Source organism: Ohtaekwangia kribbensis (assembly GCF_042676245.1).
Lineage (GTDB): Bacteria > Bacteroidota > Bacteroidia > Cytophagales > Cyclobacteriaceae > Ohtaekwangia > Ohtaekwangia kribbensis.
The window spans coordinates 1,432,037-1,456,586 of record NZ_JBHTKA010000001.1; the positions used below are offsets into that span (position 1 = coordinate 1,432,037).

At 44.6% G+C, this 24,550-nt stretch carries 20 protein-coding genes; 12 read left to right on the forward strand and 8 right to left on the reverse strand.

All coding sequences use genetic code 11. The annotated features are described in order from the left end of the window. The first annotated feature begins 29 nt into the window (after positions 1-29). Positions 30-689, forward strand: coding sequence for a gluconate 2-dehydrogenase subunit 3 family protein (locus ACFQ21_RS05665; protein WP_377576039.1), 660 nt, complete (start codon positions 30-32; stop codon positions 687-689). A 122-nt stretch (positions 690-811) separates the two neighbouring features. Next, positions 812-2,266, forward strand: coding sequence for a Gfo/Idh/MocA family protein (locus ACFQ21_RS05670; protein ID WP_377576042.1), 1,455 nt, complete (start codon positions 812-814; stop codon positions 2,264-2,266). Between the two features lie 85 nt (positions 2,267-2,351). Here the strand turns inward: ACFQ21_RS05670 and ACFQ21_RS05675 are convergent, their stop codons facing one another. Together ACFQ21_RS05675 and ACFQ21_RS05680 are read right to left on the reverse strand one after the other, a co-directional pair. After that, the gene (locus ACFQ21_RS05675; protein WP_377576044.1) at positions 2,352-3,827 is read right to left on the reverse strand and encodes a SusD/RagB family nutrient-binding outer membrane lipoprotein; all 1,476 of its coding nucleotides are present in this window, start codon (positions 3,825-3,827) and stop codon (positions 2,352-2,354) included. A 26-nt stretch (positions 3,828-3,853) separates the two neighbouring features. Continuing rightward, positions 3,854-7,045, reverse strand: a complete 3,192-nt coding sequence (locus ACFQ21_RS05680; RefSeq protein ID WP_377576046.1) for a SusC/RagA family TonB-linked outer membrane protein — start codon at positions 7,043-7,045, stop codon at positions 3,854-3,856. A gap of 254 nt (positions 7,046-7,299) precedes the next feature. On the opposite strand from ACFQ21_RS05680, the gene ACFQ21_RS05685 reads away from it, so the two are divergent. Next, positions 7,300-10,899 carry an ELWxxDGT repeat protein gene (locus ACFQ21_RS05685; protein WP_377576049.1) on the forward strand — a complete coding sequence of 1,200 codons (3,600 nt, stop codon included), beginning with the start codon at positions 7,300-7,302 and terminating at the stop codon, positions 10,897-10,899. Between the two features lie 106 nt (positions 10,900-11,005). Here the strand turns inward: ACFQ21_RS05685 and ACFQ21_RS05690 are convergent, their stop codons facing one another. The 6 genes from ACFQ21_RS05690 to rsmA form a co-directional block, all read right to left on the reverse strand. Then, positions 11,006-11,398, reverse strand: a complete 393-nt coding sequence (locus tag ACFQ21_RS05690; protein WP_377576051.1) for an HIT family protein — start codon at positions 11,396-11,398, stop codon at positions 11,006-11,008. 42 nt (positions 11,399-11,440) lie between these two features. After that, entirely contained in the window at positions 11,441-11,917 is a 477-nt protein-coding gene (gene greA, locus ACFQ21_RS05695; RefSeq protein WP_377576054.1) for a transcription elongation factor GreA, read from the reverse strand. A gap of 121 nt (positions 11,918-12,038) precedes the next feature. Continuing rightward, positions 12,039-12,884, reverse strand: coding sequence for a pentapeptide repeat-containing protein (locus ACFQ21_RS05700; RefSeq protein WP_377576057.1), 846 nt, complete (start codon positions 12,882-12,884; stop codon positions 12,039-12,041). 43 nt (positions 12,885-12,927) lie between these two features. Further along, the gene (locus ACFQ21_RS05705; RefSeq protein WP_377576059.1) at positions 12,928-13,872 is read right to left on the reverse strand and encodes an NAD(P)-dependent oxidoreductase; all 945 of its coding nucleotides are present in this window, start codon (positions 13,870-13,872) and stop codon (positions 12,928-12,930) included. Next, positions 13,872-15,230 carry a magnesium transporter gene (gene mgtE / locus ACFQ21_RS05710; RefSeq protein WP_377576062.1) on the reverse strand — a complete coding sequence of 453 codons (1,359 nt, stop codon included), beginning with the start codon at positions 15,228-15,230 and terminating at the stop codon, positions 13,872-13,874. The genes ACFQ21_RS05705 and mgtE overlap by 1 nt, the downstream gene beginning before the upstream one ends. After that, positions 15,205-16,017: a 16S rRNA (adenine(1518)-N(6)/adenine(1519)-N(6))-dimethyltransferase RsmA gene (rsmA, locus tag ACFQ21_RS05715; protein ID WP_377576065.1), complete on the reverse strand. Its 813-nt coding sequence runs from the start codon at positions 16,015-16,017 to the stop codon at positions 15,205-15,207. Before rsmA ends, mgtE begins: the two co-directional genes overlap by 26 nt. Before the next feature lie 424 nt (positions 16,018-16,441). Here rsmA and pdxA point away from each other — a divergent pair, with 424 nt between their 5' ends. The 9 genes from pdxA (at position 16,442) to ACFQ21_RS05760 (ending at position 24,545) form a co-directional block, all read left to right on the forward strand. Then, entirely contained in the window at positions 16,442-17,461 is a 1,020-nt protein-coding gene (gene pdxA / locus ACFQ21_RS05720) for a 4-hydroxythreonine-4-phosphate dehydrogenase PdxA (protein WP_377576068.1), read from the forward strand. 92 nt (positions 17,462-17,553) lie between these two features. Further along, positions 17,554-17,940 carry a TerB family tellurite resistance protein gene (locus ACFQ21_RS05725; protein ID WP_377576071.1) on the forward strand — a complete coding sequence of 129 codons (387 nt, stop codon included), beginning with the start codon at positions 17,554-17,556 and terminating at the stop codon, positions 17,938-17,940. Positions 17,941-18,103: 163 nt separating this feature from the next. Further along, positions 18,104-18,643 carry a YceD family protein gene (locus ACFQ21_RS05730; RefSeq protein WP_377576074.1) on the forward strand — a complete coding sequence of 180 codons (540 nt, stop codon included), beginning with the start codon at positions 18,104-18,106 and terminating at the stop codon, positions 18,641-18,643. A gap of 16 nt (positions 18,644-18,659) precedes the next feature. Next, positions 18,660-18,851, forward strand: a complete 192-nt coding sequence (gene rpmF, locus ACFQ21_RS05735) for a 50S ribosomal protein L32 (RefSeq protein WP_377576077.1) — start codon at positions 18,660-18,662, stop codon at positions 18,849-18,851. A gap of 194 nt (positions 18,852-19,045) precedes the next feature. Further along, a complete protein-coding gene (locus ACFQ21_RS05740) occupies positions 19,046-20,041 on the forward strand; it encodes a beta-ketoacyl-ACP synthase III (RefSeq protein WP_377576080.1) in 996 nt (331 codons plus the stop codon). Between the two features lie 123 nt (positions 20,042-20,164). Next, on the forward strand, positions 20,165-20,731 hold the full coding sequence (efp, locus tag ACFQ21_RS05745; RefSeq protein WP_377576083.1) for an elongation factor P: 567 nt from the start codon (positions 20,165-20,167) through the stop codon (positions 20,729-20,731). 97 nt (positions 20,732-20,828) lie between these two features. After that, positions 20,829-21,326, forward strand: coding sequence for an acetyl-CoA carboxylase biotin carboxyl carrier protein (accB, locus tag ACFQ21_RS05750; protein ID WP_377578269.1), 498 nt, complete (start codon positions 20,829-20,831; stop codon positions 21,324-21,326). A 103-nt stretch (positions 21,327-21,429) separates the two neighbouring features. Beyond that, a complete protein-coding gene (gene accC / locus ACFQ21_RS05755; protein ID WP_377576085.1) occupies positions 21,430-22,779 on the forward strand; it encodes an acetyl-CoA carboxylase biotin carboxylase subunit in 1,350 nt (449 codons plus the stop codon). A gap of 122 nt (positions 22,780-22,901) precedes the next feature. Beyond that, positions 22,902-24,545, forward strand: a complete 1,644-nt coding sequence (locus tag ACFQ21_RS05760) for a TldD/PmbA family protein (protein WP_377576088.1) — start codon at positions 22,902-22,904, stop codon at positions 24,543-24,545. Positions 24,546-24,550 lie beyond the last annotated feature (5 nt).

Consider the following 24,550-nt stretch of genomic DNA (forward strand, 5'->3'; position numbering starts at 1 on the left):
GGAACGCCCGCAACCGAACTGTGTAAATCATGGATAGAAGAAAATATTTAAAAACACTTGCTGTCAGCACCGCTGGCGCAGGTTTACTCTTCCAGGCGTGCAAACCTGAAGAGAAAAAAGAAGTGGTTGAAGCACCGAAAGGTTTAACCATCGATCGTTACGCGGCCGAGCAGGTGCGTGAACAAAAACTTGCTGCTGAAAAATTCTTCGATGAGCATGAGATGAAAACCATCACTGTTCTTTCCGACATCATCATTCCAAAGGATGAAATATCGGGCAGTGCTTCCGAAGCGGGTGTACCGGACTTCATCGAGTTTATTGTAAAAGATATGCCCGATTACCAGACCCCATTACGCGGTGGTATAAAATGGCTGGATGTTCAAAGCATGAAGCGATTCAATGCCGACTTTGTATCGTGCTCGGCAGAACAGCAAATTGAAATAGTAGATGATATAGCGTATCCTGAACAGGCAAAGCCGGAAATGAAACAAGGTGTTGCTTTCTTCAACACAATGCGCGATTTAACAGCATGCGGATTTTTTACCAGCAAGATCGGAATAAAAGATCTGGGCTACGTTGGTAATAAACCCAACCAGTGGGATGGTGTTCCGCAGGATGTACTGGATCAATACGGTTTGAAGTATGATGACCGTACTTTGGAGATCAGTGTAAAATTTGATAATGCGTAGTTACTCCGGGCTTCACCCTATATAGTATATATCGTGAAGCCCGTTTAATGAATAGCACAGCTGTATAGAATTATAGTGCCGCTATACCGATACAATCATTTAACCCAAATCCAACAGACGAGATGCCACTGAAAAAATCAACTCCTCCAACCACCGACCTCTCCCGGAGAAATTTTATCAAGAATGCAGGAATGACGGCCGCTGCATTTACCATTCTGCCGCGCTTTGTGCTGGGCGGTAAAGGTTATCGCGCTCCCAGCGATAAGCTTTACGTGGCCGGTATAGGTGTAGGTGGTAAAGGTGAAAGCGATATCTCAAGCTTTGCAAAAAGCGGTAAAGCAGAAATTGCATACCTGTGCGATGTAGATACACGCAGAGCTTCCAAATCGGTTGCTGCATTTCCGAAAGCAAAATTCTATAAAGACTATCGCATTATGCTCGACAAAGAGCATAAACATATAGATGCTGTATCAGTTTCTACTCCGGATCACAACCACGCGGTGCAGGCACTGGCAGCTATGCAACTCGGTAAACATGTATATGTACAGAAGCCGCTAACACATGATATATATGAAGCACGTACGCTTACCGAAGCTGCCAGGAAGTATAAAGTAGTTACGCAGATGGGTAACCAGGGCGCTTCCGGTAATGATGTGCGTCAATTGATGGAGTGGTATAATGCAGGGTTACTCGGTGATGTACACACGGTATATTGCTGGACAAACCGCCCGGTATGGCCACAAGGCATTAGCTGGCCTGCACAGAAAACAGAAATACCAAAAGAGCTTGACTGGAATTTATGGTTAGGTACTGCACCTCAAAAAGATTATGTAGATAAATTAGTACCGTTCAACTGGCGCGGCTGGTGGGATTACGGTACCGGCGCACTCGGTGATATGGGATGTCACATTATTGAACCTCCGTTCCGCGTATTAGGACTTCAATATCCTACGGATGTAACTGCGAGTGTCGGTAGTGTATATGTAGATGAATTCAAGCGTGGCTACTTCCCGGAGAGCTGTCCTCCTTCCTCCTATATTGTACTTACCTTCCCGGCACGGAACGGTAAACCTCCGGTAAAACTTCACTGGATGGACGGTGGTATACAACCGGAAAGACCGGAAGAGTTAGGACCAAATGAACGCATGGGTGATGGTGGCAACGGTGCTATATTTGTTGGTACCAAAGGCAAGATGATGTGCGGTACCTACGGTATGTATCCATCCCTGATACCAACATCCCGAAATAAAGAAGTAAATATACCGCAGACTATAAAGCGTGTACCAGGCGGAGCTGACGGCCACTATGCACAATGGGTAGAAGCTTGCCAGGCAGGTTATGGAAAAATGGAAGTTAGTTCGCCATTCGAAATTGCAGGTCCGCTTACCGAAACAGTATTGATGGGTAACCTCGCGATACGCAGCTACGATGTTCGTATCCCGAAGAAAGACAACGCTGAACAATTCGATTTTCCGGGACGGAACATTAAACTGATGTGGGACGGTGCCAACATGAAGATCACCAACTTCGATGAGGCCAACCAGTTTGTAAAGCGTGAGTACAGAACCGGATGGTAACACGCTACAGAGCTATATATAGATATACCATAAAATAAAAAACCGACCCTTTTACAGGTCGGTTTTTCTTTGCGTATTTAACTTATCACTCATCCCACCAAACGGCATCGCTCATGTGAAGAGTTCCCGATGCTGCTTGTCTCTTTACAGCTTCGTTTACATTCTCCGCGTTCAAGGTATACTCGCGCGTAGCGTATGTTAAACGGAGCGGAATACCACGACCTTCCACCGCTGCCGGTGCAGGAGATAATACAGGATATCCTAATCGTCTCCATTCAGACCATGGTTCATGTCCTACAGCATAAAGCGAAATCCACTTTTGCTCACCTATAGATTTCTTATAGTTACCGGCATCAAATTGTACACCGGTCTGTGCTATATAATCGTTAATAACATCTTCATCCGTTATACCATAATAATTCAGGGATGCCTCAATAGCAGCATTGTATAATTCTTCAGCATCACCACTTGCCCAGCCTCTCGCTGCAGCTTCAGCCTGTATAAACAACACTTCGCTATAGCTCATGATGATAATGGCTGTAGCGGGGCTCTCTTTCCAATAATCCCCCAGGAATGATATGGAAGCATTGGTGGTTGCTCCCGCTTGCGCCTGTGTAACACCATATAGTTCACCTACATATTCCGGTGTACCTGCTTCTACCGAGTTCTCCGTAGGATTTGCATATACAGGAAGTCGCGGATCGCTAACACCTTTCATGAAATTTACCAGCACATTGCTGATTGCGTAGTCGGTACGATTGGACACATGGAAGTGTGAGTATATCGGATTGGAGTTTACCGAAGCGCTGAGGTAATTAAACACCGCGCTCTCATCGTTGTTTTCAAATACACCACCGGCAAGCGCAGATGTTATAGCGTCTTTCGCCAGATCAGGGTTTGCTTCGGACATGCGTATACCTACCCGTAACAACAACGAGTTGGCAAACTTTTTCCAGAGGTCCATGTCACCACCATAGATAACATCACCTTCCACACCTGCACCTGCATCGATCTGTGCTGCGGCAGCCTTTAGCTCGCTCACCAGGTCGGTATATATTTCACTCTGCGGAGTGTAGGCCGGTGAAAGATTTTCCATACCCAGCAATGCATCTTTATAGGGTATATCTCCCCAGGTATCCGTCAGAATCTGGAAATTATAGGCTTTCAGAATACGCGCTACTGCCAATTGATTGGCATTGGAACCTGAGCTCAATACCTCTGCTGATTCTTTGGTAGATTCATTTGTGTTCAGATCAATGATCTCCTGCAAATCTGCCAGCGGTCCCTGGTAGAAACCATCAAACGAAGCTTGCTCGGTTTCGTAGCGCGAAGTATTGGTATACTGTGTTTCGGCAAACAGCTGCGCATACAGGTTCGTTGTAAAGTATGATTGTTGCGCCAGTGTATTTCGCTGTGCTTGTGTTAACAAGTACGAAGTAGGCACCACAACAGGATCGTTCGGGTTGGTGTTGATCTCTTCGAAATCTCCTGTACACCCGATCATCAGAGCTGCTGTAATCGCAGCTGCTATCTTGGTTTTATATCTTCTATAGTTTTTCATTTCCTTAATTTTTTAGTGACAGGATACTATAATTTCAAATTCAGGTTGAATCCGATTACCCGTGTACTTGGGTGCTGACCGTTTTCATATCCTTGAATAGATCCTGATCCCAATGCTGTTTCCGGATCGATGTTCGGTGTATTCTTATGAAGTATAGCCAGGTTTCTTCCATATATACCTACCGATATACCGGTGAAAGGAGTTTTGGAAGTTATGGTACCCGGAAGTGAATATGTCAATTTTGCTTCACGCAGTTTAACAAAGCTTGCATCGTATAGATAGTTCTCACGAATGGTTGACTGGTTCGCGAAGTAATCAACGGCTTCTACATAATCATCAAATGTCTCACCGGCAGCAGTAACACCTGTTACGTGTACGCCTCCGCCTTCAGCAACCGGATCTCTCTTCGGATTTCCTTTATCGTTCAAACCGGCAGTAACATCCAGCAATCCTGAATATTGTCCATAACGGTTGGTCGTAGAGTATACATTACCACCATGTCGTATATCGATCGTAGCACCGAGACTAAATCCTTTATAGCTGAAAGTGTTGGTAACTCCACCGGTCCAATCAGGCAGGTAACTTCCAAACACCTGGTTCGGGTTCTGCACAAACGCACCAGCCGGTGTAACTACTCTATTACCGTTGTCATCATACTTATAGCCAATGAGTACAAATGTACCGTACGACTCTCCTACCCTTGCGTTGGTAGTAACGCTATAGCTGTTGATGATGAGGTTGTTCAAATCGCCATAGAGCTTTTCAACTTTGTTACGGTTGCGCGCCCAGTTAGCCGTTATATCCCAGGTGAAACCTGAAGCTGATTTAATGGGTGTGCCGTATAGCATTACTTCAAAACCTTTGTTCGATAATTCTCCGGCATTTACCCATGCAGAAGAATAACGACTCGCTGCAGATACATCGAGGTTGATGATCTGATCGGTAGTTTTGATATCGTAGTATGTGAAGTCAAAGCCTACACGATTTTGCAGGAAGCTCATCTCCACACCAAACTCTACTGTTGTAGACAACTCCGCTTTCAGATCCGGATTGTTCAATGCGTTCGCTACAGAATAGGTAGGATACGAACCGAAAGCAGTTTCTCCGGTATAGGTTGTTGCAATGCGATACGGGTCAGTATCATTACCAACCTGCGCCCAGCTTGCACGCACTTTTCCTAATGATACGATCTCCTGTGCCGGTAATAATTCAGAGAATACAAGTGTACCCGTTACAGATGGATAAGTATAGGCCCAGTTCTTCTTTGGTAAAACAGATGACCAGTCGTTGCGTATAGTCGCATCGAGGTATGCTAAACCTTTGTAACCAAGACTTACCTGTCCGTATACCGATTGTACTTCTTTCTCCTGGTATACATCGTTGATGATTGGTCTGTCTACAGAGGCATTCAGGTTAAAGTAATTCGGTGAACTTAAACCTCCGGACGTACGACCGTAGTTGATATAGTATTTACGTTTCCGTACGTTGGTTGCAGCCAGTACGTTCAGCGAAAAGTCTTTCGACAGATCTTTGCTATAGGTCAGGTGAAGTTCGAAGTTGTTATCGCGTACTTCACGCACATCTTCATCGTAGTAGGGCTGATCCAGTGAGCCGGTAGCTTGTCTGCGTTCTCTGCGATCCGTATAGAAATCTGTACGTGCCCAGCCTTGTATATTTAGTCCTTTTGCAATCTCATACTTGAGCGATATATCACCGAACACCCTTTCACGTGCCTGGTTTGTCGGGCTCTCATATACTTCCCAGAAAGGGTTGTTCCAATAGAGCGGGTGCATGTTTGTCGGACTGCTGATGTTCCAGCTGCGTTGTTCACCGGTTGGTGTTTTATACTGTCTCAGTTTTTCCATATCCAACTGACGCTGGAACCACTGGTTAAAGCTTGTTGAGTTGTTGGTATTACCCATCGCATCGGAGTATCCGGATGTAGGTATACCGGTATGCAGAAAATGTGCATAGTTAACATGCGTTGATATCGTTAACTTTTTAGTAAGGTTGCTGGTAAGGTTAACGGAGATGTTATTCTTCTTCAGCTCATCGTTCGGGAAAGTACCCGTTGCATTATAGTTGGTATAGCCTATACGGAAACTCGTTTGGTCACTACCACCGCTTAATGCTATACTGTTGTTCAATGCTACACCGGTTTCGTAAAAATCTTTTACGTTATCAGCGTGTGGTGAGAAGGGCGTTAATTTACCATAGTCTGGATCATCCGGAAACCATGAGAACCACTCACGCACCAGTTGTCCGTCCATACGAGGTCCCCAGCTTTCATCAGCCGCATAGTTTACAATAGGCTGTCCGTTGTATAGCTCGAATTCCTGTTCGTAACCGCCACCATATTCATTCTGGTATTTTGGAAGAACAGCAACTTTACTGATCTCAACACTGGAACTGATATCTACTCCTATACCCTTTCTTCCTTTGCCGCTCTTGGTCGTTATCATGATAACACCGTTGGCGGCACGCGAACCGTATAGGGCAGCAGCATTGGCGCCTTTCAGTACCGTGATGGATGCTATATCATTCGGGTTTATATCAGCAACAGCATCACCGAAGTCGGTACCACCGGCACCTGCTTCCGGAGAACTTCCGCCTGATGATTTAGGAGCACCGTTAAAGTTCGAGTTGTCAATAGGCGTACCATCTACTACATATAGCGGACGGTTATCACCGGTAATTGATTTTATACCACGGATAATGATCTGTGTACTTCCGCCTATAGCACCAGGAGAACCGTTTACAGCTATACCTGCAATCTTTCCTGACAAAGAGTTTACAAAGTTATTCGTCTTTACATCAGACACTGCGGAGCCATCTACTTGTTGTACTGAGTAGCCAAGTGATTTCTTTTCGCGGGGAATGTTAAGGGCTGTAACGACTACCTCACTGAGCTGTTGAATATCCTGGCTGAGTTGGACATCAACAGAAGAGCGATCGCCAATTTCTACTTCTTGTGTTCGGAGTCCGATAAACGAGAAGACAAGGACGGAGCCTTCCGGTGGGACTGACAATGTATACTTACCTTCCGCATCAGATACGGTACCGATGGTAGTGCCTTTCACGAGTACGTTTACTCCAGGCAGGCCTGATCCGTCTTCAGCAGAGGTAAGTTTTCCTGAGACCGTTCGGTTTTGCGCGCGCACTTCAAAGCACAGAAATGCGAGCGCAACCCCTAGGATTACTAGTAGTTGTTTCTTCATATAGTTTGTGTTTAGGTTAAACCAAACTACCAGCAAAATTTTATACTACAAAATACAAATACCACCAAAGAGGGTATTGTATATGCCAATAACCCAAAATTATCACCCGTTTTGGGGCACTAAATCGTTTGTTGTAGACTTAAAAAAAACTTAAATATTTTTTAATAAACGTTACAACAACGGACATCCAAAATTCATGTGATACGTGATTTCTTTAGCGGATAGTGCCTATCTTAGAAGAAAATTCCCCTTTCATGAAGAGACTTTTACTTTTACTTTTTGTATTGGCGACTACTTTTTGCCATGCTCAGCTAAGCGTTCTGAAGGATATCAACCAGGCAGCAGATCCAAACAGATCGGGTATAGATGCGTACAGTATAACACCACTTAATGGCGTAGTGCTTTTCAATGGACGATCCGGTGCCGGACAAGAGCTCTGGAAAAGCGATGGCACTGAAGCTGGAACTATACTTGTGAAGGATATAAATCCGGGCAGCAGCTCTTCAAGTCCATCCAGTCTGGTTGATGTAAATGGTATAGTATATTTTCTCGCAAACAACGGTACAGAAGGAACCGAACTTTGGAAAAGTGACGGCACCGAAGCAGGTACGCTATTGGTGAAAGATATACAAACCGGGTCTGGCTCAGCCAATATATCCAACATGATTGCAGCCGGTAATTTACTTTTCTTTACCATTACCGATGGCTCCAACTTTCTCGACCTCTGGAAAAGTGATGGGACAGAAGTCGGAACTGTACTGCTCCGAAACAACATCATCAGCGCCAGCAGCAGTCCGTATTTTGGTCAGGCGAACGGCACACTATATTTCACCGGTAACAGCGCAGCCAACGGTGTTGAGCTCTGGAAGAGTGATGGAACATCAGCCGGAACTGTATTGGTAAAAGATATAAATACAGGAACAGGCTCATCATCGCCTGCCCGATTCAGTGCCGTAGGAAGTATGCTATATTTCATTGCCACAGATGGCACCAACGGTTATGAGCTCTGGAAAAGTGATGGAACAGATGCAGGCACCGAACTCGTATTGGACATACTGCCCGGAACAGACGGTTCATCGCCTGATCTGCTTACCAATGTAAACGGCACGCTTTTCTTTACAGCTTCTGATGGCACGATCATTAATGGTCTATGGAAAAGTGATGGAACAGCGGCCGGAACTACCTTCGTTAAAAACCTCGGAGAATTCAGTATCATAGAAAACACAACGGCTGTCGGAAGTATACTATATTTTACTGCCAATACATCCGAACTCTGGAAGAGCGATGGAACCGCTGCAGGTACCGTTACCTATAAAAATATAGGAAGCTATGCTGCTGATTTCGCCAACATGAACGGTGAACTATATTTTGTAGCACCGAAAGATCTGACAGCAGGCGCCAGTCTTCAAATCTGGAAAAGCGATGGAACAGAATCAGGCACCGTACTGGTTACGGATATAGCAAAAGGCACAACACCGGGCACACGGCCTCCGAATGATCTTACTCCCCTTGGCACAACACTATATTTCGTTGCTGATGATGGCAATACCGGAAACGAACTATGGATAACAGATGGTACACTCGCAGGCACAGATCGCATAACCGATATACCAGTAACAAATGCGGGTTCAAATCCGGGACATTTTGAATCCCTCGACAACGCCCTATATTTCTCTGCTTACGATACTGGCAACGGCCAGGAGCTCTGGAAAAGTGATGGTACCAGTGCAGGCACTGCGCTGCTGAAAGAAATCTGGTTTAATGCCGATAGCTCGTCCAATCCGTCATACCTGAAACATATAAGCAACCTTATATATTTTACGGCAAGGGATATGAGTAAAGAGCCTATACGTTTATGGAAGACCGATGGAACAACAGCCGGCACCATTGAATTAGGTGCCAAACCTTCGGATGGCTCTGAAATTACCGGTGTAGGTAACATTGCTTTTTTCCCGGGATATGAAGCCAACAATGTTGCTATCGAACTATATAAGAGTGATGGTACTGTAATTGGCACCAAGCGTGTTGCTAATATAGGCGGTTCCATCAGTTCCAATCCTGCTTCACTCACTAACTTCAACGACAAACTATATTTCATTGCCAATGATGCAGGCACTGCTGGGTTATGGACCAGCGATGGTGGTGAATTAAATACAGGTACGAACGTAATCAAGACGTTTACTTTTCTGAAAGGATTAAAGAACAAAAACGGAGCGCTATATTTCTTTGCGGATGATGGAACTCATGGACTTGAACTCTGGAAAAGCGATGGCACCGATGCCGGCACTGTGTTGGTGAAAGATATTAACCCCAACGCTGCAGGAGGTTTTGTAAGCACGGATATACTTCAGTTTGAAGAAGTGGATGGTGTAGGATACTTTGTAGTGAACGATGGTGTGAGTGGAAAAGAATTATGGCGGACCGATGGAACTGAAGCAAATACCAGCCTGGTATTGGACATCAACCCCGGTGCAGCATCTTCCAACATCAGCCAGCTGACGGCATCCAATGGTATACTATATTTCACGGCAGATGATGGCACCCATGGTGTGGAACTCTGGAAGAGTGACGGTACGGCAGGGGGAACAGTCATCGTATCGGATATAAATACCGGGGCAGTCAGCGCGGCACCGGCAAACCTTCTCGCTGTTAACGACTTTTTATATTTCACAGCGTTTGATGGCAGCATACGCACGCTTTGGAAAACATACGGTCCGGCTTGCAGCACTATAAAAGTCACTAACAACACCACGGTTACAGCCGGTGGTATAACCGGAGATATACTCGCCATTGGTGAAAAGATATATATCACCGGATTCGCAGCAGGGGTCGGTGACGAAATCTTTGTGCACGATACTTCCACAGATTTGGCATTACCAGCCGGATGTCGTTTGGAACAGACCATTACGTTCAACCCGCTTCCTGCCAAAACGTATGGCGATGCTCCGTTTACCCTTACCGCTACCAGTGATGCTGGTCTGCCGATTACGTATGAAAGTTCTGATCCAACCATCGCATCTGTAAGCGGTAATGTAGTGACTATACATAAAGCCGGTACCATCATGATGAAGGCAACGCAAACGGGCAATGGTACTTACGATGCAGCAGACCCGGTTGAAGTTGTACTACTCATCAACAAGGCAGATCAAACCATCACCTTTCCTGCAATAGCAGATAAAACTTTAGGTGATGCTCCTTTTACACTGCCAGGCTCCAGTACGTCTGGACTTGCGTTATCATACCAGACAACAACACCTGCTAAAACTACCATCACCGGCAACCAGGTAACGCTTACTGAAGCGGGTACCGCTACCGTTGTAGCAAACCAGCCTGGTAACGAAAACTATAATCCTTCTGCAGTGGCACAACAAAGCTTCTGTGTCAATCCGCAGAAGCCAACGGTTACAGTGTCTCAAAACTCAAATGCAGCATTGCTTACTTCGAGCAGCACAACGGGTAATCAGTGGTTCAAGGATGGTGTAAAAATTACCGATGAAAAAGGCGTTACATTAACTACTTCTGAAAGCGCGGTCTATACCGTGCAGGTTACGATTGATGGATGTACCAGTGTTATGTCAGACAACGTTGACGTGGTGATTACGGACATAGAAACCAATCCGGGACAAAAATTAACAGCGTATCCAAATCCTGCTTCTGACAAATTAACGATCACACTTCCCGGGACAGGAAAGAAAGATATAGTCATTACGTCAGCGCATGGCAAGGAAGGACTTCGCTATAGCACACACGAGCCTTCACTTGAACTATCTGTAGCAGACTATGCGGCCGGAGTATATACCTTGAGTGTGAAGACTAATAGCGGAGTGGCTTATTTGAAGTTTGTGAAGAAATAGAAGTAAGAATAAAAAAAGGATCCTATTTCTTATAGCATCCTTTTTTTATTCGTTGTAGGACAGGTGTATGTTGTCGATAGACATAGCCTGCCTGCTATATTTTATACTAGAGATGTTTCCGGATTTTTTCGGCTACCTCTGCGAGAGCTTCCTTGGATGGCGACAGTTTGGCGCGTGTAAAGTTTACATCGTCTGCTGAATTCATGGGTACAATGTGTACATGGGTGTGCGGCACTTCCAAGCCTATAACAGAAACACCAATGCGTTTGCAGGGCACTGCTTTCTCTACTGCTTTGGCAACCTTCTTTGCAAAAACCATCAGGCCAGCCAATGCATCATCCTCCAGGTTAAATATATAGTCCACTTCCTGTTTGGGTATCACCAGTGTATGTCCTAACACAAGCGGACTTATGTCGAGGAACGCAATGTACCTATCATCTTCTGCAATAATATAGCCGGGTATCTCACGGTTGATGATGCGAGTGAAAATGGAAGCCATGGTATATATCTATTATTTAGAATAGTTACTTTACCTGAATGATCAGGCTGTAATATTTACAACTTCAAATTCAATTTCACCGGCAGGTGTTGTGATCTTGGCAACTTCACCTTTCTTCTTACCCAACAATCCTTTTCCGATGGGCGACATGGTAGAAATTTTACCGGCTTTCAGATCAGCTTCTTCTTCTGATACTAACGTATAGGTAACGGAAGCACCGTTCTTCTTGTTTTTGATGGTAACTTTAGAAAGTATAGATACTTTGGATGTATCTATATTGTTTTCATCGAGCAGACGAGCATTACTTACCAGGTCTTCAAGCTGAGCAATTTTCGCTTCAAGCAGGCCTTGAGCATCTTTGGCAGCATCATACTCTGCATTTTCACTGAGATCACCTTTATCACGTGCTTCAGCTATCTGGCGTGCTATATCCGCACGGCCTTTTGACTTCAGTTCGCTTAACTCGCTTCGCAGTTTATCTAAACCTTCTTTTGTATAGTATGAAACTTTCTTGCTCATAGCTTAACGTGATTCGTTACTTAGTTTATTTTGTTCTTGCCATCAAAAAAAAGAAACAACGGCCCCGTCTCCGGGACCGTTGCTGCTGTAAAGGTAACAATTTTGTTTTTATCTCCCAAAATCAGGAGCCAACTAGCTCCGGCAGATTGGTTTTAATCTGCTCCAGTATCTCTTCATCAAAGCGGGCCAGGTATAGCGTTTTTACCTTTGATAATTGCTCCACGGTAAGTCCTTTTGCTCCGCGCAGATCGGCTTTATAAAGACTTGCATTCTCAAAGTCCGCCCCCATCAGGTAACAGTTCTGCAAGTTAGCTTCCATTAAAAATGCATTGTTAAAATTAGCTTTGATCAAAAATGCATTTTCGAATTGTGACTTGATCAGGAATGCATCTTTAAAGTTTGCTCCACTGGCATAGGCACCTTTCAGATTCGCCTGGTTAAGATTTGAATTTTCAAAGTTTGTCTGGTTAAGACGAGCATTCTCCAGGTTCGATTCGATCAGTGTTGACTGCGATATGTTTGCTGAATTCATATTGGAAGAAGCCAGGTTAACATAGTTCAGGTTTGTTCTTGGCAGGTAACAGTTCACCAGGTTTATCTCATGAATCTTATGGCGATTTAAACGCTTGATATTACCCACAGTACGAAACGCGGCTTCTTCAGACTCCCACAAACGGAAGTCGTCAATCTCATCTTTATAGGTACGTATACGCTGCCGTATCTCCCCATTCTGATTCAACCAGAAAATCAAGATACCGATCACAGCAATGTCGAAAATCATTCCATGTGCTTCCGCTAAAATCTGCGGCACGAACGTATCGAACTCATGCAAATAGTATTTTGTACTAAGCCCCAGTACGATGATAGTAACAAGTATCAATACCAGCGAAGATGTCAGTAAAGGTTTCTCTATAATCGAGTTAAAGAACTCATTTACATCCTTCATCCGCTTTTCGAAAAAACGCATGGCTTAGCTCTGATTGGTTTATTTAATATTAAGGATAAAAAAATTAATGCGCTAATCCGAGCGCTTCGATTTTCTGTATCAAAGCTACATTAATTTTTACGTGCGACTCAAACGTCCAGCCTGCAATATGCGGGGTGAATATTACATTCGTTTTTTCTGCCAATGTATCGAACGCCAACTTCTGCGCAGGCGAAAAGGTGTTGAGCTTTTCATTTTCCAACACATCCAGTACAGCGCCACGCACCAGGTTGCCTTGCATAGCCTCCGCCAGATCGGTGAGTGATACAATCTCTCCACGTGCGGTATTAACAAGTATAATTTTCTTCTTGAAACGGTGGAGATATGAAAGATCAACCATCTTCCGGGTCTCCGGTGTTAAAGGTATATGTAGACTCAGAATGTCGGCTTCAGCAAACAACATATCCATCGAAACTTCTTTAGCATACAGATCGCCATAACCGGTTTTGTATTTATCGTACGCTAAAACATTACATCCAAAGCCCGAAATTCGTTTGGCAAAAGATTGTCCCATGTTGCCATAGCCAATGATGCCTACCGTTTTGCCCATCAGTTCTTCACCACGATTTCCTTCGCGCTCCCATACGCGGTTACGCACCTCACTGTCCGCACGGGGTATATTTCGCATCAGACTTAGTAATGCACCTGCGGTATACTCTCCTACCGCATCACGGTTACCTTCAGATGCATGCAATACAGCTATACCTTTCTCTTGGAGATAATCAAGATCTACGTTATCCAGACCGGCACCGGCACGACCTACAAATTTAATCGTAGGGTTTTCGCCCAGCAGATCGCGATCAATAGTCGTTTTACTGCGTACGATCAATCCATCAAAACCATGATGCGTTGTTTTTATTGCATCGCGGGTAATAGAAGGCATGGATACTGCTTCCCAGCCGATCTCCGATAACATCGGAAAAATACTTTCATGCATGGGATCAATGATTAAACATTTCGGAAGAGCCATCAGAGAATAAGGTGAACTGTAAAGAAATATAGTGTAAGCCCGAGCAGATCGTTTGTTGTTGTAATGAACGGACCTGCAGCAAGCGCGGGGTTAAAACCAAATCGATTGAGTATAAGCGGTGTTATAGTACCTATAAACGAAGCGAACACAATAACACTGAACAACGCTATAGATACCACAAGCGACAATTTATACTCCTGGAACAGCAATATATTTGCGCCCCACACGAGTGTAGACAGCACCAGGCCATTGAGTATAGCCACGAAAAATACTTTGATAAGACGTTTCCATAAACCTTCATCAACAAAATCAGGATTCGCAAGACTTTGTACGATGAGTGACGATGATTGTATACCTACATTTCCACCGGTTGCCTGTATCAGTGGTGTAAAGAAAGCTATAGCTGTAACCCGTACAAGTTCTGCTTCGAACAAGCCCATAAACTTGGCATTCATCAAGCCACCCAATATACCAATCAGCAGCCACGGCAGACGGGCACGCGTGTTACGCCAGATACTATCATCTTCTTCAACATTCTCACTGATACCGGCCATCATCTGTCGTTCTTCCTCCGCCTGCTCGGTAATCACATCAACGATATCGTCAATCGTGATGCGTCCTACCAGGTAGCCTTGTACATTTACTACAGGCACCGACACGAGTTCATATTTCTTCATGACCTCCGCCACTTCCCAGTCTTCCATATAGGTCTCGACCGAGACTATATCTTTTTCATATATATCTGCCACAAGCTTGCGTGCATCCGAGATGATGAGGTCCTGCAGTGATAATCTACCCAGCAATTTATCGCGATCGTCTACCACATATACCTGGTAGAACTTCGATACATTTTCAGCTTGCTTGCGAATCTCATCTACACATTGCACTACCGTCCAGTTGATGCGCGCGCGTATAAGTTCTTTCGCCATCAAACCACCGGCTACATTCTCTTCGTATCGTAGCAGTTCGGTTACCTGCGAACGCAGTACAGGCTCGAGTCCTACAAATACCTCTTCGCGCACCTTTACCGGCAGTTCATGAAGTATATCAGCAGTATCATCCGAGAGCAGTTGATTCAACAGTATAGCAATGGCCTGCGGATCGTGCAGTTTGAGATATTTTTTACGCGTCTCTGAATCAAGATCACGAATAATTTCAGATTGAATTTCAATCGAGAGTAACTCCATGAAGTACTTCGATTCTTCCGGAGTAAATTCGTATACCAGTGCAGTTATATCGGCAGCCTTTACATCCTGCAGTGAATTACGAATGAAGGCATCATCACGTTCATCCAGAGCTTGCTGAAAGCGATCGCGAAATTCTTTTGTTAATTCAAACTCCAGTGTTTGCTGTTCCACGGCTCGATTCAATTAATTGTGTGAGGTGAACAAACTCCTCCACGGAAAGCTGCTCAGCCCGCTTGTCAAGCAGTTTAAGGGATGAAATTTCGGCAGGCAAAATTAGAGGTTTTAGGGCGTTGCGCAAGGTCTTCCGCCTATTGTTAAACCCTTGCTTCACCACCTTTACAAAGAGCTGTTCATCACAACCCAGCTTCACAGTCTGGTTGCGTTCCAATCGTATCACTGCCGACATAACTTTCGGTGGTGGTGTAAATGCCCCCGGTGGTACCTTGAATAAATATTGTACCGTATAGTATGCCTGCAGCAACACACTTAATATACCATAGGTCTTACTGCCGGGTTTCTCAGCGATGCGATCGGCAACTTCCTTCTGAAGCATGCACACCACTTGATCAACCTGGTCGCGATGCTCCAGCACTTTAAAAAATATCTGCGATGAAATGTTATAGGGAAAGTTACCAATGATCGCGAACGTACTGTCGAACACCTTCTTCAATTCAATCGCCAGAAAATCTCCCTCCACTATATTTTCGCCCATGGCCGGATAGTGTTTATGAAGATACTTCACAGAGTCGCGGTCAATCTCGATCAGCTTCAGATTCAGTTTATCATTCGTAACAAGGTATTGCGTAAGCACACCCATACCCGGCCCGATCTCCAGCACCGGGTTGGCACCCTCCTTTACTTTCAGTGACTCAACAATTTTACGTGCAGTATTCTGGTCGTGCAAGAAATGTTGCCCCAGCGACTTCTTCGGTCGTACCTTATCAAATGATTTTTCCATGAAGGGTTAAAAGTACGAATAAGTTGGAAGACGAGGAGTTGGGAAGTCCGGAAGGCCGAGAGTTGGGAGACCGGAAGTTGGAAGATGTGAACTGATGAGAAGTAAGAAGCCATCAGTAAGAAGGTAAATGCCCCTCTGTAATTATATATAGATCGGGTTATGGATGATTTAAGATACCAGGGACTATATAACTAGATAAGCTCGACTGAATGAAATACAGTGGCACATGAATATACGCCAAGGTAGTCAGTCCCCAACAGCCTCTTTCTCTAAAAAAATATACTCTATGTCACACCCTTATTCTTACTTCTTACCCCTGTCTTCTATCTTTCGGACTTCCCGACTTTCGGACTTCCCGTCTTCCCCCACTTTCGGACTTTCCACCAATATTTACTAAATCGCAAAGAATTCATTTTGTTTTTACATGACTCAAGCACAGAAACCCCGCATTGGTATTACACTTGGTGACCTGAATGGTGTTGGTCCTGAAGTAGTGATCAAGGCTCTTGCCGATAACCGACTTCTTAACATGATCACTCCGGTTATATATGGATCGGCCCGTGTACTTTCATTCTATAAGAAGCAGTTGAACATTGAAGAGTTTAACTATACACAGGTGCGTAACAAAGGGCAATTCGCTCCCAAGACTATCAATGTGATCAACTGTTGGGAAGATACTATTGAGATCAACCCCGGTAAGGCTTCCAAAGAAACGGGCAAGGCAGCTTTCTCGGCTCTTAGGCAGGCATGTGAAGAACTAAAGGAAGGATTGATCGATGCACTGGTTACGGCCCCGATCGATAAGCTCACAATCCACAGTGATGAGTTCCCATTCAAAGGACATACAGAATTTCTAACCGAGTACTTCGGTGCAACAGAGAGCCTGATGTTCATGGTGAGTGACTCACTTCGTATAGGTCTTGTTACAGAACACACCGCTGTAAAAGATGTAGCAACTTCTATTACAAAAGAAAAAATTGAAAGCAAGCTTCGGCTGATGGAGCACTCGCTTCGTAAAGACTTTGGCATTACGAAACCAAAAATTGCAGTGCTCGGCTTGAACCCGCATGCCGGTGATGGCGGACTTATCGGTCAGGAAGAAGAGCTGATCATTAAACCCGTTATTGCCGACCAGAAGAACAAAGGTAAACTGGTATACGGACCATTTCCGGCTGATGGTTTTTTTGCTGCCGGTACCTATAGTAAGTACGATGCCGTGTTGGCGATGTACCACGATCAAGGGCTCATACCGTTCAAGTCGATAGCCTTTGATGATGGTATAAATTTTACCGCAGGTCTACCAATAGTTCGCACATCCCCCGACCACGGAACTGCGTATACTATAGCCGGAAAAAATCTTGCAAACGAAAGCTCGCTACGCGAAGCCATTTATAGAGCGCTCGATATTTTCAAATACCGATCTGAACCATCCACAGAAAAATAACCTTACTTAGGTAGGCCATTTTTACCACTTGACCGGACGAATAAGGTTAGATTTTATTAATGGTTATATTTGATATTCAAGTATTAGTTGAAATGGATATTGTCACTAAAAAGCAACTGAACATACTTATTCAACTGGCCGAAGCTGACAAGCACTTTGCCAAGATCGAGCGGGAACTGATTTTTAAAATTGCCCGTGAGCGTAAATTTCCAGAAGAGGAAGTACTTGAACTGATTCGTAATCCCGAGCCTATAGATTCGCTGGGAGCGCTTTCACTCGATCAGAAATTTGAGTACCTGATGTCGAGCATCGAGCTGGTGTATATTGATCAGAACGTGTTTGAAAGCGAGATCATCTTCACCAAGAACATTGCCATTAAGCTGGGCTTCAAGAAAGGAGTTATCGACTTTATTATTGAAAATTATGGCAAGAAGTCGCGCGAGGAATTCAAGGACATTGCCATCCACGAGTTCATTTAGACTTTGAAGCGCTCTTATTTGCCCGTTACCTATCTTCTAAAAAGCCGCCTCAGGCCCTCAGAATTGACGTTTTGTGCAATTTCTATACACGTTGGTGTAGAAATTCATTAATTCTCCTAAATTTGCCGACTAATTTTAAAAAAACCTTAAAGGGTTCGATTTCGTGGGGGCTTATAGTGTAAATATTATCGGCCTGAGTAGTAACAAGGTTCACCACTTCGATTATGATTTAGGTGAAGCGTTCTTCAGGGAGTTCGGAACAGACCTCGTTTCGCAGGGAAAGTTCCATGCCTATGTTGCACTGAATAAACACGAAACGTTCATTGAGGCAGATTTTAATATTAAAGGAAACGCTGTTCTGGTTTGTGACAGAAGCCTGGAACCATTCGATTTTCCGATTGACAGCAAGCATAGCATTGTTTTCAAGTTTGGAGATGTGAATGAAGAGATGAGCGATGAGATCATTATGATACACCGCGATACCGCTACCCTTGAACTCGGCCAGTATATGTATGAATTCATCGCACTGGCTATACCGATGAAAAAACTCCATCCCAAATTTCAGGAAACTGAAGACGATGAGGATGAAGAAAACCCGGAAGGTAAAATTGTCTACACCTCTTCTGATAGTAGCGGTGACGACAAAGACGATGACAACAATGGAATCGACCCGCGCTGGGATATATTAAAAAAATTAAAATAAAAACTGTTTTTAGACTATGCCGAATCCGAAACGAAAAACCTCGAAAACACGCCGAGATAAAAGAAGAACCCACTACAAAGCAACTGCAAAACAATTAGCAGTATGCCCTACAACGGGAGAAAACCACTTGCCTCACCGCGCCTTCTGGCACGAAGGAAAACTATATTTCCATGGTAAAGTGGTAATGGAAAAAGAAGTTCTGGCGTAATTGCATGAACGGGTCTGCACTCGAAAACATTCAGTTCACTGAACGTGTGGCTTGTACCACGATCGGGAAAGACTATATCTCGAAAGAGATAGCCTAATTATGAAAATTCAATGCTCGATGTATATATACATCGGGCTTTTTCTTTTTTATTCGGTTGCCAGGGCTGACAACCACTTGCGTAATTTTAAAATTGTATGACTAAAATCAGAGCAGCCATTACCGGAGTTGGAGGATACGTTCCGGACTATATTCTTACCAACCAGGAGCTTGAAACCATGGTGGAGACAAGCGATGAATGGATAACCTCCCGCACGGGTATTAAAGAGCGAAGAATATTAAAAGGTGAAAACCAGGGTGTATCGGTGTTGGGCATAGCAGCCGTAAAGGACATGCTGGCAAAAACCAAAACAGATCCGAAAGAGATCGACTGTATCATCTTCGCTACGGTTACAGCCGACATGACGTTTCCCGCTACCGCTAACATTGTAGCTACTGCTGTAGGCGCTGTGAATGCTTTTAGTTTTGACATGGGTGCTGCCTGCTCAGGCTTCATCTACGGACTTACTACCGGAGCCAGCTTTATTCAATCCGGTATGTATAAAAAAGTTATTGTGATTGGTGGTGATAAAATGTCTGCCATCATGGACTATACTGATCGTACTACCTGCATCATCTTTGGTGACGGAGCTGGTTGTGTACTGCTCGAACCAACTACCGAAGATGTAGGTGTAATGGATTCTGAATTAAAGAGCGATGGTGCCGGTGAAGCATACCTGCACATGAAGGCCGGTGGAAGCCGCATGCCTGCATCACACAATTCAGTAGACAAGCGTTTACACTATGTATACCAGGAAGGTTCAGCGGTATTCAAATTCGCTGTTACCAACATGGCCGATATATCTGCACAGGTTGCAGCTCGTAATAATCTGAATGCTGATACTATAGCATGGCTTGTTCCACACCAGGCGAACAAACGCATCATCGATGCCACGGCACATCGCGTAGGTATTGCTGAAGACAAAGTAATGATGAACATTGAGCGCTACGGTAACACTACCGGAGGAACAATTCCATTGTTGCTGTGGGACTATGAAAAGAAACTCAAGAAAGGTGACAACCTTTTACTCGCTGCCTTCGGTGGAGGTTTTACCTGGGGCGCAGTATATGTGAAATGGGCGTATAACAGTTAAGCGTTATCCGTTAATATATACCCTGCTAATAACGATTAACGAATAACCGATAACGACTAACGGCTCAACTCACTGACTTGTATTTATTTAATTGATTCGTAACTTAATGACCTAATTTTTTTTATGGCAACCGTATCCGATCTGAGTAAAGGAAACTTTATGCGCTACAACGGTGAGATCATGCAGGTAGAAGAACTGCAGCATCGTACACCGGGAAACCTTCGCGCGTTCTATCAAATCAAAATGCGCAACGTTCGTAATGGTAAAGTAGCTGAGAACCGTTTTCGCCCGGGTGAAGAAGTAGAAATTCTCCGTGTTGAAACAAAAGAATACCAATACCTCTATGCAGATGGTGATAGCCTGGTGTGCATGGACAACGTAACATTCGACCAGATATACCTTGATAAAGCTTTACTGGGCGAATCCGTTAACTATATAAAAGAAGGTGTAACATTGCTGATCGCTTTTGAAAATGGCGACAGAGCTATAACAGCAGAAGCACCATCACACGTGGTAATGGAAGTACAATATACTGAGCCTGGTGTGCAGGGTGATACGGCAACCCGTACACTGAAAGCTGCTACACTGGAGACAGGAGTAGAAGTGCGCGTTCCACTTTTTGTAAATACGGGTGATAAAATCAAAATCGATACACGTAACGGTGAGTATATCGAACGTGTAAAAGAATAAACGAAGGATCATGAGCAAAACTCCAGCAAAAACATCTGCTAAAAAAGAAGCGAAGCCTGCACGGGCAACAGCTGAACCTGCAGCAAACCAAACTGAAATGAAGACATCTGAAATCCGCGACCTCATCGATTTCATATCCAAGTCTGGTTTGAACGAAGTGGATATCGAGACCAAGGAACTTAAACTTCATGTGAAGCGTGAGCCTGATCAGAAAGTATTCAAATCAAGTCCTGTTATTGCTCCTGTAGCAGCAACAGCACCGGTAGCAACATCAGCTCCTGTTGTACAACAGGCTGCTCAAACTCCTGCTACGCAACCTAAAGCGGCTGCAGAAGCTCCGGCTTCCGGCAAGAAAACGATCGAGATCAAATCTCCTATGATCGGTACATTCTATCGTTCATCCAATCCGGATACACCTCCGTTCGTTTCGGTTGGCGACAAGGTTTCTAAAGGACAAACCGTTTGTATCATTGAAGCGATGAAACTCTTCAACGAGATCGAATCAGAAGTATCAGGTACCATCGTGAAAGCACCGGTAGAAAATTCAAGCCCGGTGGAGTACGACCAGGTATTGTTTGTGGTAGAGCCTGATTAATCTATAGATATATAGTTTAAGGTTCAGAATTTAAAGTTACTGGCAGAAGTGCCGGCCTTAAATTCTGAACCTTTAAAATTTCAACCTTGAACGAACAAACACTATGTTTAAGAAAATACTTATAGCGAATCGCGGTGAGATTGCCTTACGTGTTATCCGTACCTGCAAAGAGATGGATATTAAAACAGTAGCCGTATACTCTACAGCCGATCGCGAAAGCCTGCACGTACGCTTTGCCGATGAAGCCGTATGTATTGGTGATGCACCCAGCAAAGACTCATACCTGAATATACCCCGTATCATTTCTGCAGCCGAAATTACCAATGCCGATGCTATACATCCGGGCTATGGTTTCTTGTCTGAGCGTGCAGAGTTCTCCGCTATATGCCACGAATACGGCATCAAGTTCATTGGCCCTACACCGGCCATGATCAACGCGATGGGAGATAAATCAACGGCGAAAGATACCATGAAGAAAGCCGGTGTACCCACTATTCCCGGTTCTGATGGTTTGCTTGGTTCGATCGAAGAAGGTATAAGCCTGGCAAAAGATATCGGCTACCCGGTAATTGTGAAAGCAACAGCCGGTGGTGGTGGTAAAGGTATGCGCATCATTAACGATGAATCTGAATTCAAGAAAGCATGGGATGATGCCAAGCGTGAAGCAGGTGCTGCCTTTGGTAACGATGGACTATATCTTGAGAAGTTCGTTGAAGAGCCGCGTCACATCGAAATACAGGTAATGGGCGATCAGTATGGAAAAGTATGTCACCTTTCAGAACGCGACTGCTCTATACAGAGAAGACACCAGAAGCTTGTAGAAGAAACGCCCTCTCCTATCGTAAGCCAGGAGTTGCGCGAGCGCATGGGTGAAGCTGCTATAAAAGGAGCGAAAGCTATAAATTACGAAGGTGCCGGCACAATTGAATTCCTTGTAGACAAGCACGGTAATTTTTACTTCATGGAGATGAACACCCGCATACAGGTGGAGCACCCGATCACGGAAGAAGTTACTGATTACGATCTGATCAAAGAACAAATCAAGTCAGCAGCCGGTGTACCTATATCCGGAACAAATTACTTCCCCAACCTGTACGCGATGGAATGCCGTATCAACGCAGAAGATCCTGCAAACGGTTTCCGCCCTTCACCAGGTAAAATTATCAACCTCCATTTACCCGGTGGCCACGGAGTGCGTGTAGACAGCCACGTATACGCAGGATATACTATACCTCCGAACTACGATAGTATGATTGCCAAGCTGATCGTAAGCGGACAATCACGCGAAGAAGTAATTACCCGTATGAAGCGTGCCCTCAGTGAGTTTGTGATTGAAGGTATAAAAACAACTATACCGTTCCACCTTGCATTGATGGACAACCCTACGTTCCGTTCCGGTAAATTTACCACCAAGTTCCTCGAAACTTCATTTGATTTCTCGGTGATCAAGTAACCTTTCATCCGAAAGGGAACCACTCACATAATCTAATAGCAAAGGATACCATTTTCGGTATCCTTTTTTGCTTTTTGGATAACTTACTATCCGAATAACTCTTAAACCTAAATCTGATAACCTTGAAAAGACGAGATTTTGTTCAACTCGCGGGGTTGGGTATTGGCGGGATGCTGCTACCTTTCTCCTCCCTGGGTAATCCGGTTCCGGTAGAGGCATTGCTGGATATACCGCTTGATATAGCACAGAAAAAACAACTGGCTGATGTAGCGCTCAACACAGCAAAATCCTCGGGTGCAAGCTATGCAGATATCCGGATCGGGCGTTACCTGAATCAGTTCATTCTCACGCGCGAAAACAAAGTGCAGAATCTTGTTAACACAGAATCGTTCGGTGCCGGTATACGCGTCATCGCCAACGGTACGTGGGGATTTGCCGCTACCAACTCGGTAACCGCTGATGGTATACGCAAGGCTACATTACAAGCCATAGCCATCGCGAAAGCAAATGCTAAATTTCAGAAAGAGCCGGTCAGACTCGCTCCTGAAAAAGGACACGGTGAAGTGAGCTGGAAAACTCCGATTGTTAAAAACTCATTCGAAGTACCGGTATCTGAAAAAACAGATCTGCTGTTAAAAGCAAACGCTGCAGCTCTGCAGAACGGAGCAAGCTTTGTAAACTCTAACCTCTTCCAGATCAATGAGCAGAAATACTTCGCATCCACCGAAGGATCCTATATTGATCAGGATATACATCGTATCTGGCCAACGTTTACGGTATCCGCGATCGATCGCGCATCCGGTAAATTTAAAACACGCGATGCCTTGAGCGCTCCGATGGGTATGGGATATGAGTATATGATTCCGAAACCGGAAGACAAAGTAAAAGGTATAGCAGGCACGATGCTCTATCGTAACAGCTATGATATAGTAGAAGATGCGACTATAGCAGCGAAGCAGGCCAAAGAAATGATCACCACGGCTAAATCAGTAGAGCCGGGTAAATATGATCTCGTGCTGGAGCCAAATCACTTAGGACTCACCATTCACGAATCAGTAGGCCACCCGTTGGAACTAGACCGTATACTCGGCTACGAAGCCAACTATGCCGGAACAAGTTTCGCGACACTGGATAAACTCAAATCCGGAAACTTCAAATACGGAAGCAACATCGTAAACATCTTTGCCGATAAAACACAGACGGGCTCCCTCGGTGCCGTGGGCTATGATGACGAAGGTGTGAAAGCAAAACGCTGGGACCTGATCAAAGACGGTATATTTGTTAACGTACAGGCTATACGCGACCAGGTACACATGCTGGGGCAGAATGAATCGCATGGCTGCTGTTATTCACAGAGCTGGAGCGATGTACAATTCCAGCGCATGCCAAACGTATCGCTGGCACCGGGTAAACAACCGTATACTCCGGAACAGATGATCAAAGATGTAGAGAAAGGTATATATATAGCCGGTCGCGGCTCTTTCTCCATCGATCAGCAACGCTATAACTTCCAGTTTGGCGGAACCGTATTCTACGAAATCAAGAATGGACAGATTGCCGGTATGCTCAACGATGTAGCGTATCAATCCAACACACAGGAATTCTGGAACAGCTGTGCAAAGATCTGCGATGAAAAAGATTACCGCCTCTTCGGATCATTCTTCGATGGAAAAGGACAACCTTCACAAGTAAGCGCAGTATCGCACGGCAGTGCTACTACACGCTTTAACGGAGTGAATGTGATCAATACAGGCAGAACCATCTAACCCCG